Annotated in this window: 9 protein-coding genes; 1 reads left to right on the forward strand and 8 read right to left on the reverse strand. The window is 68.0% G+C overall.

Features of this window, described 5'->3' with window-relative positions; translation table 11 throughout:
* Positions 1-939 (reverse strand): cation:proton antiporter (locus tag G6027_RS01535; protein ID WP_182634779.1); only part of this gene is annotated, 939 nt, incomplete at its 3' end.
* Positions 940-1153: 214 nt separating this feature from the next.
* On the reverse strand, positions 1154-1714 hold the full coding sequence (locus G6027_RS01540; RefSeq protein ID WP_182634781.1) for a DNA starvation/stationary phase protection protein: 561 nt from the start codon (positions 1712-1714) through the stop codon (positions 1154-1156).
* 363 nt (positions 1715-2077) lie between these two features.
* On the opposite strand from G6027_RS01540, the gene G6027_RS01545 reads away from it, so the two are divergent.
* Positions 2078-3313, forward strand: coding sequence for a hypothetical protein (locus G6027_RS01545; RefSeq protein ID WP_182634783.1), 1236 nt, complete (start codon positions 2078-2080; stop codon positions 3311-3313).
* Between the two features lie 55 nt (positions 3314-3368).
* Here G6027_RS01545 and G6027_RS01550 read toward each other — a convergent pair whose 3' ends face one another.
* The 6 genes from G6027_RS01550 to G6027_RS01575 all read right to left on the reverse strand — a co-directional run.
* Entirely contained in the window at positions 3369-4562 is a 1194-nt protein-coding gene (locus G6027_RS01550; RefSeq protein ID WP_182634785.1) for an FAD-dependent oxidoreductase, read from the reverse strand.
* On the reverse strand, positions 4559-5464 hold the full coding sequence (locus G6027_RS01555; RefSeq protein WP_182634787.1) for a DUF1295 domain-containing protein: 906 nt from the start codon (positions 5462-5464) through the stop codon (positions 4559-4561). Before G6027_RS01555 ends, G6027_RS01550 begins: the two co-directional genes overlap by 4 nt.
* 171 nt (positions 5465-5635) lie before the next feature.
* Positions 5636-6895: a type II toxin-antitoxin system HipA family toxin gene (locus G6027_RS01560; protein ID WP_182634789.1), complete on the reverse strand. Its 1260-nt coding sequence runs from the start codon at positions 6893-6895 to the stop codon at positions 5636-5638.
* The gene (locus tag G6027_RS01565; protein ID WP_182634790.1) at positions 6895-7326 is read right to left on the reverse strand and encodes a helix-turn-helix domain-containing protein; all 432 of its coding nucleotides are present in this window, start codon (positions 7324-7326) and stop codon (positions 6895-6897) included. The genes G6027_RS01560 and G6027_RS01565 overlap by 1 nt, the downstream gene beginning before the upstream one ends.
* A gap of 93 nt (positions 7327-7419) precedes the next feature.
* The gene (locus G6027_RS01570) at positions 7420-8103 is read right to left on the reverse strand and encodes a response regulator (RefSeq protein ID WP_182634793.1); all 684 of its coding nucleotides are present in this window, start codon (positions 8101-8103) and stop codon (positions 7420-7422) included.
* The coding region (locus tag G6027_RS01575) for a sensor histidine kinase (protein ID WP_182634795.1) at positions 8100-8433 on the reverse strand (334 nt) is incomplete at its 5' end. The genes G6027_RS01570 and G6027_RS01575, both read right to left, overlap by 4 nt.

Raw genomic sequence — 8433 nt, forward strand, 5'->3', positions numbered from 1 at the left:
CGCGTCCGAGATGAACGAGGCGCCGATCACCAGCAGGACCAGCAGGGTGAGCAGGTGCTCGGTGTACTCGACGAACTCGTGGAAGTGCTCGTGGCGCTCGTCGTCACGCTCGGACGCGCGGACCCCGAGCGCCGCGCAGAACACGGCGAGGAAGCCCCAGCCGCCCAGCAGCTCGCCGACGCCGTACGCCAGCAGGAGCGTGGCCACGGCGGCGGCGGGCTCGGCGAATCCCACGAGCCGGTGGTCGCCCACCCGCACGCGGTAGACCGCGGCCCCGATCAGTCGCCCGAGGAGGTAGCCCACCACCGCGCCGATGACCGTCTTGCCCACCAGGTCCCACGCCACCCAGCCCAGGAGCCACTCGCCGGGATCCCCCTTGGTCGCCAGATAGATGGCGAGGTACACGAACGGGAACGCGAGGGCGTCGTTGAGCCCGGCCTCGGAGGTCAGGGCGAAGCGGGCCTCGTCGTGCTCGTCGTCGACCTCCTCCCCGGAGCTCGGACCCTCCACCTGCACGTCGGAGGCCAGTACCGGGTCGGTCGGGGCGAGCACCGCCCCGAGCAGCACGGCGACCGCGGGGGTCAGCCCCAGTACCCACCACCCCAGCACCGCGACTCCTGCGATGGACAGGGGCATGCCGATCGCCAGCAGTCGCCACGTGGTGGTCCATCCGCGCAGGCTCAGAGGACGGTCCAGTGCCAGGCCCACGCCGAAGAGCGCCACGATCACGGTGATCTCGGCCATCCGCTCGGCCAGCTCCGCGTGCTCGATCACGTCGACGAGCTGCGATTCGGTGGGCATCAGCCAGCCGATGAGCATGCCCACGCCCACCACCACGATCGGAGCGGACAGCACCCGCTCGCGGAGCAGGCGCGGGAGGAACGACCCGATGAGCAGGGCCGCGCCGATGACCGCGAACATCAGGTCGGTATTGGGCACGCAGTGAGTCTGGTCGCCCCCGGGTCCCCTGCGCCACCGCTGGCGTCAGCGCCCGGCGTACACCGTCTGCGGCGCCCGGCTGCGTACCCCCACCGCGACCCCCGCGGCCGTACTCGCGGCACTGCACCCTGCCCCGACGACAGACGACGGGCCGGACTCCCAGGTGGGGGAGTCCGGCCCGTCGGTTCGTGCTGGCGGGGTCAGCCGCGTGCGATCACGCAGTGGCGTCGCGGGCCGCGCCCTTCTCGGTGGCGTCGTCGGCCTCGGTGGCGTCGTCGGCGGTCGGCAGCGAGCCGGAGGCGTTCTCCAGGTGGGCGCGGACGAACCACTGGAACTTCTCCAGCTCGGCGGTCTGGCCGATGAGGATGTCCTCGGTCACCGGGTCCACCTCGCCGGCCACGGCGATGGCCTTGCGGTGGTCGCCGATCATCCCGTCGTACACCTTGTCCAGGGCGCCGAGGTGCGCCTGCGCGGTGTCGCGGCCCAGCGAGTAGTCGTCCCACGAGCGGTGGTCGGCGTTGGCGCCCATCGTGCCCACCGGCGAGCCGCCCAGGGTCGCGATGCGCTCGGCCAGCACGTCCGCGTAGCCGCGGACCAGTTCGACCTGCGGATCGAGCATCTCGTGCACCGAGATGAAGTTGGGGCCCACCACGTTCCAGTGCACGTGCTTGAGGGTCAGGTGCAGGTCGTTGCACGCCGTGAGTCGCTTCTGCAGCGTTTCTACGAGCGTCGAGGAATCAGAGTTGGACAATCCGGGAACAGTAAATTCAGGCATGCCCCGACCGTAGCGCCGCGGCCGAGGGAGCGCGACCGGCCGGGCAGTGCGAACACCACTCACTGGTGAGTATCTCTCTGAAGGATCAGTGCTTTCTCAGCTGATTCACCGGCTCTGGTGAGTGGCGGAGAATCGCGCCCACCGTGCCCGGGATGGACGGATTAGCCCACAAATGGAGGGCGAGCGCTAATCTGCTACTAGAACTTGCCAGACGTCTGTCTCTGAGGCCCCAAAACCTGCCGGATCCGATTGTCAACGCGGGGGAATTCTCACCCACGCCGGGCAACGGGCCCGGTACGTACCAGAGGATCCAATGTGATCAGACGTTCTGCTGCCACCGCTATCGCGGCAGTCCTAGTGTGCGTGACCACGCTTCCGGCACATGCGCAGGAGCAGACGGGAACGACGCCCGGGTCCACTCAGACCGGTGCTATCGGGCTGGGGAGCCTCGCACCCGGATACCTGGGCGCGCGTGAGGTGAGGGGCTACCAGGCAGGGGGTTCCCTCGGGTCGCTGTGGCAGTCGCCCGACTTCACGCCGGCCCCCACGAGCACGGCGCCGGCCGTCACCGTGACCCCGACCGTGACGGCCGTTCCGGTCACGGTGAGCCCGACGGTGACCGCGGTGCCGGTCACGGTCACGCCGACCGAGACTGCGGTGCCGGTGACGGTCACGCCGACTCAGACCGCCGTGCCGGTGACGTCGACTCCCACGGTGACAGCGCCGAGCGTGACGGTGACGCCAACCGTTGAGGAGACGGTCACGGTGACCGGTACGACGACTGCGACGACGACCGTCAGCGAGACCGAGACGGCCGTGCCGGTGACGGTCACGCCGACTCAGACCGCCGTGCCGGTGACGTCCACTCCGACCGTGACGGCCCCGGCGGTGACGGTGACGCCCACGATCGAAGAGACGGTGACGACTACCGCGACTGCAACGGCCACCACGACTGCGACCACGACGGTGACCGGGACCGAGACAGCCGCGCCGGTGACGGTCACACCGACCGAGACGGCTGTGCCGGTGACGTCGACTCCCACAGTGACGGCCCCTGTGGTGACGGTGACCCCGACCCAGACAGTCGCCCCTCCGAGTCCGGACAATCCCGATGCCGGTGCTGGATATGCCTTCATCGGTGGACTGATGAGGGGGCAGAATCTCGATGGGCAGTTATCGAGGGGCGAGGATGTGTGGTACTTCATCGATGTCGAATCGCCGACTCGCTACGCCGATCAGAAAATGGGCCTGGTTGACCTCCAGTTCACCTTTGACCCGAACCAGACGGTGGTGGAAGTCACGCCCGTTATCGAGGACTGCGACATCCGCTCTTCATCGGTTTCCGGCTTGACCTATACGTATTCGCTGTCCTGCAATTACTGGGGAAGCGTCCGTTTCAACGTGCGGACCAGACAGAATGCAGAACCCGGCGAGATCGTGTCCCTCGCCGTCACAACATCGGGTACTGATGTGTTCGAACGCCCGCTGCGGTGGTACGTGGGTAGCAAGACTTTCGATGCCCAGATCGTTATACCGGAGACCGGGCGGGATGGCGACAGTCCACGCACTGAGATCTTCCAGCACATAGTGACGGAGTAACTGCCTTCTTCCTACCCCCTGAGAGCGGTGACCTCGCCGCGCCGGGACGCCACCGTCACCTCCTCTGACTCCGCACCCCGCCGTAGATCACCTGGTGGGTGATGAGCCGCTGAAGCACCACATCGGACGCCGGGGCGGGGACGCGCACGCCCCGGCCGGGCGGGGTGAACACGATGAGCCCGTCGCGCAGCGGGCCGAGCACCGAGCCCCAGCGGCGCCTCGGCGGCCGGTAGTCGCGCAGCGGTCTGCCCTCGAGGTGCGCGCGGATGTTGCGTGCGACCAGGAGGTGTCCGCGGTTGCGGGCGGAGGTGCGCAGCGGGTCGGTGGCGGCCACATCGCCGACGGCAAAGACGTCGCTGTGTCCGGACACCCGTAGCGTCGGCTCCACGCGGACAAAACCGCGGTCGTCGAGCATCTCCGCGGGTAGCCACCCAGTGTTGGGCGAGACGCGGCCGATCGCCCAGATCACTACATCTGCTGTGGTCGGTGCCTGGCCCGTCGTCCAGCTCACTGTGGCGCTGGTGAGGTGCTCGTCGTCGTCATCAAGGTCGTCGTGGTTCGCATTCCCGCCGCCACCGCCACCGTCCCCAGCCGTCAGTGCAGCTCGGTGGCCGGGATGCAGTCCGACGCCCAGGGCCTCCAGTCGTGTGCGCACCCGGTCCCAGACGCGGGCGTGGTGATGGGGCAGTGCGCGGTCGCCGGGGAAGTAGAGATCTACGATTTTGTCCGGCCAGCGTTCGGCCACCTGCGCCGCCGAGCTCAGGGCGGCTGCGCCGCCGCCGATGATCGCCACCGTTTCCGCGTCCGCGATGCGCTGGTGGGGCAGGGAGATGTCGGCGTCGACGCCGCGGGAGTCCTGGAGGGTGGGGTGGCGCCAGAATCCGTTGGTCACCCCGGTGGCAACGACGACGACGTCGTACGGTTCCTCGGTGACTGGGCTTTCACCCCCTGCGCCGTCAACTGCAGCGCCGTCCGCGAGCCGCACGCGCACGATCCGCTTCTCGGTGTCGAGGGCGGTCGCGCTGCCGTGCACGATGCGCGCGTGGTCGAGGCCCCGGAACCGCTCGTAGCCGATGCGATAATCGCGCGTCCACGCCTCCGGCCGGGCCAGTCGCAGGCCGAGCTCCTGGCCGCTGACGAACTCCGGCTTGGCGGTGATGCCCACGACGTCGCCGTGCCTGCGGAGCGCGATCGCGGTGAGGACGCCGGTGTCCCCGAGGCCCACAACGACGACCCGGGGGCGGCTCACGCGGAGGTCGTGGTCCGGTTCTTCTCGTGCGGTCGCTTCTTGGGCGGGCGCGGGATGAACAGCGACACCCGCTCCACGACCCGGGCGTACTCGGGTCGCCGCTCGAGGCTTCGTCCCTCCATCATCGGAATGCTCACGGCGAGGAACATCCCCACCATCGCCGCGGTGCCAGCGAACACCCACCATGCGCCGGGCCAGGCCGCGAGGCCGAACAGGCCCATGGAGAACCAGATCCCGCATTCGCCGAAGTAGTTCGGGTGCCGGGACCACGACCACACGCCGGTGTCCATGACCTGCCCGGGAGTGCGCGTGGCGATGAAGCGGTGCATCTGCAGGTCGGCGATCGTCTCGAGGGCCAGCGCGGCCAGGCCGACGCCGAACGCCACGAAGTCCAGCCACCCGAGCGGCTCACCGGCCCGCGTCGCCACCACGTAGACGGGGATGAGTCCGGCGAAGACCTGCAGGGTCGGGAAGACGTGGATGCCCATGAGGTCGGCCACGAACTCGAAGCGGCCGGCCCGCTCGCGGACCATCGGGTAGCGCCAGTCCTCGTGGTGCATGCCGGGGAAGGTGCGGATCCAGTTGGCGGTCAGGCGCACCGCCCAGGCCAGCAGCACGATCATCATGAGCCACCAGCGGACATCGTTCACGCCCGCGTCGGCGGCGATCCACCAATAGAACGCCAGCAGCGGTGGGATGACCGACCAGAAGGCGTCGTAGAAGGTGGAGTTCCCGTAGAAGCGGCTGAAGGCGAATATGACCACGGTCGCGATGAGGTCGGCGATCAGGCCGTCCAGCCACAGCTGGCCGCTGTCGAGTCCCCACAGCAGCCACGCCAGTCCGGCGCCGATGGCGATGACATAAGCGATCCCGACCCGCAGGAGTGACGCACCTTGACTCATGTCAGGCAGGGTAATGACCGTTCTGTGCTCGGACCTGCGAAACGGTGAGAAGTGGTGCGGCGCTGCGTCTGGCCGTGGCGGGTCACCGTGGAGGTGCGGAAGTCGAGGGTGAACCCGGGGTCTCGATCACGGCGTCGTCCGGCGGGTCGTCCCCCGCGCGATCGGCCCGTCTCAGGGATCCACAAACCAGTCGAGAACCCGGTTGCACTGAGACTCGACAGCGGTCGCCAGCGTGGACGCCAGCGTGCGCTCGTCGCTGCTGCGCGGGGGATACTTTTCTATTGCCGAACGCAGCGCCGCGGGAAGGTCAGAGGCATCGAGGTAGATCTGGGCGGTGAGAGCGCTCGGCTCGAGAGTGTTGGCCTCGGCGAAGGCGAGCCAGTGGCGTAGCTCGATCTCGTCGTAGTTGTAGCGGCCGCCGATCTTCATCGCGAGCCTCCGGTATCTCGGTTCCGGAGCGTATGGGTAGATCGAGGCGATGTCGTAGAACGGGGCAAGCCGAGGGCGGCCGAACTCGGGATGGATGATCGCGTAGTTCTTGGCGTGGGCGTCAGTCGCGCCAAGAAGGAAGTTGACCGTCAGGGCGCGGACGAAGAGCCAGATGTCCTCTTCGAGAAGCAGAGACCGCAGAAGAGCGATGATGTCGCGGGGAGAGGGGCCCCCTTCCGACTGGTACTTGACCGCCGGAGAGGCCCCGAGAGCCTGGCATAGATCCTCTTGATGGAGCCGGACGACAGATCCATCACGTGAGACCCGGCGATCCCAGCGGCGACTGACGAGGGCAGGGGTGCCCGCGAAGTCCACGTATTCGGTGGAGGCGGTGGGGAGTCCCACCTCTCGAACAGCCGTCTGGCACAGCACCTCGTTGTATGCCTGGCACTTCAGATCGACTACGCCCGGTTTGATGATGTGAGTGGTCGGGATCGCGCCCGTAGCCCGGAACCAGTGACCACCTCGCTGGTGCAGGGCGATTTTCTCCTGTGCCCCGGCGAGTGACCAATGCTCGCCGTGAGCCTGCCACGACGGCTGGCGACTGGTGATGAGACTCTGCAGCCGCTCGCCGATCTCAGATTCGGAGACCGGTATGAGGGTGCCTTCGTCGAACTTGTCTGCCTTGTCGGGAGGAAGGAATTGGACGGCGCCCGCGCAATCGCGGCCGACTGCTGCGAGCAGCGAGAAGGTGTTGCCGGCGACGGCATCGTAGAGGCGTGCGATCTCGTTTCGCGCAGCCTGGTTATCGGGCAGCAGACCGTCGAGGAAGGGTTCCACCTGTTGAGGGCCCCAAGGCTGCAGTCGGCGCGGCATGGACAGAGAAAGGCTGCGCTCAGGGCCGTCGAGGTCGTACGCGAACCAATGCTTGCCATGATGATCCTCGGTCAAGGTGCCGAGTTTCTCCCCGGACAGGAGGACAACAAGTTGCTTGTCACTCATCACTCGGCGCCTGACTCCAGTTCATCAGCGACGGCGCGGGCGCGATGGGCACTCCGCCTCTTCAGAGCTGCGGCGAGAGCGATCGAGTCCAGTACCGCGGGACCAGAGGTCTCGGAGTGGTCGGGGTCGTCCCTCGGTGTCGACACGGTTCTCGGCGCGGGCTTCGTGAGACGGCCGACCTCGTTGGCGCTCGAGTCGGGATCGGGAACGGTGTACGTCAAGCGGATAGTGACGTCGAGGACGTCCAGCATGGCGAGGACCTTGCTCAGTGAGGCGTTTGGTGTGTGACCTCCCTCGAAGAGGCTGACCCAGGAACGATTGAGGTGGGCAGCAGCGGCCAGGTCGGCTTGACTCATCCCTGCCGCGATGCGGGCGTCCCTCACGGAGGTGGCGAGATCGAGAGGAGTGCGGGCGTTGGTTGAGAACGTCACCACGATGCCCCCTGGGTGTTTGCTGTATCTAACAAAGTCTAGGAGTTAGGTGTATCTAACACAACCCGGTAAAGCGAACTATCGCGCCCCGGCTCACGGCACGAAGCGGTACCCGCGCCCGGGTTCGGTGACCAGATGCCGGGGCGCGGCCGAGTCGTCCTCGAGCTTGCGGCGCAGCTGGGCCATGTACACGCGCAGGTAGTGGGTCTCTTTTTGGTAGCCCTCGCCCCAGACCGCGCGGAGGATCTCCTGCTGGGTGACCAGCCTGCCGGGGTTGCGCGCGAGGATCTCCAGCACGCCCCACTCGGTCGGTGTGAGGTGCAGCGTCTGGTTGTGGCGGGTCACCGTGGAGGTGCGGAAGTCGATGGTGAACCCGGGTGTCTCGATCACCGCGTCGCCCGGAGAGTCGTCCCTGCTGGCCCGTCGCAGGGCCGCGCGGACGCGGGCGAAGAACTCGTCCATGGCGAACGGCTTGGTCACGTAGTCGTCGGCGCCCGCGTCCAGGGCCTGCACTTTGTCGGAGGAGTCGGGGCGGGCGGAGAGCACCAGGACCGGGGCCCGCGACCACCCCTGCAGTCCGTGGAGGACGTGGATCCCGTCGAGGTCCGGAAGGCCCAGGTCAAGGATGATCAGGTCGGGGTCGCAGTCGGCGGCGCGCGCTAGGGCGTCAGCGGCCGTCTCCGCGGTCACCACGGTCATGCCCCGGGCCCGGAAGTTGATGCGCAGGGCGCGCAGGAGCTGGGGATCGTCGTCCACCACGAGCACGGTCGGGGTCACTCGGACGCACCCCCGGCATCCCGGCAGGCGGGGAGGTCAACTTCCACGGTGGTGCCGCCGCCCGGGGTCTCGTCGATCGACACGGTGCCGCCCATCGCCTCCACGAAGCCCCGGACCACCGAGAGTCCCAGGCCGATCCCGGTGGAGGCGTTGGTGTCCCCCTCGCGGTGGAACGAGCGGAGAACCGCCTCCCGTGACGGGGCGGCGATCCCCTCGCCGTCGTCCGCCACCGCGATGAGCGTCCGGGCCCGACCGGTGTCCCACAGCGTGCGCGCGGTCAACCGGACCGCGGACTCCGGGGCGTGCCGCAGCGCGTTGTCCAGCAGGTTC

Origin of the sequence: Dietzia sp. SLG310A2-38A2, assembly GCF_014145095.1 — a bacterium.
Taxonomy (GTDB): domain Bacteria; phylum Actinomycetota; class Actinomycetes; order Mycobacteriales; family Mycobacteriaceae; genus Dietzia.